This is a genomic window from Paraburkholderia sp. EG304, assembly GCF_046543485.1.
Taxonomy (GTDB): Bacteria; Pseudomonadota; Gammaproteobacteria; order Burkholderiales; family Burkholderiaceae; genus Paraburkholderia; species Paraburkholderia youngii.
On the sequence record NZ_JBKGUA010000323.1, the window covers coordinates 1 to 475 of the forward strand.

At 58.9% G+C, this 475-nt stretch carries 1 riboswitch.

The annotated features are described in order from the left end of the window. A riboswitch (cobalamin riboswitch) is annotated at nucleotides 1–229 on the minus strand. This riboswitch is flagged as partial in the annotation. Nucleotides 230–475: the final 246 nt, after the last annotated feature.

Sequence of the window (475 nt, forward strand, 5' to 3'; positions counted from 1 at the left end):
TATTCGGACTCATGGGCACCTCGTCTGCCGACGAGTCCTACGTCACCGCTTCCCAGACCGAAGCCCAGTGCTTGATCGCCGCCAAACCGATTCGAGAACCGGATGAGCGACGATGGTGATGTCGTTCCCACTCACCGCTGCGGGGCAGTTCCGGAGTCTCACCGGATTCCCTCTTACCGCCTCAAAATCCCACGAAGGATTCCTTGGCACCAGCAGGTACGATACTAGGCCGCGCACAACCACCTCCGTGCAGCGGGGTCACAAGTGCACGATTGTGCACATACAGGATGAACGGCCGCGCAGTAACTGCTAGAGCCTGCGGTCCTGGGCTCAGTTAGCCGCTTTGGACATGACACCCGTACTCACCAGCCATTCACCAGCAGCCCACGAGGTGTTAGCCTCGCCACTGTTGACAGCTGAGCCGCTGACAAGGAGGTCAATCATGGCATTGCAGGAAATCGAGTTCACCTCGCAC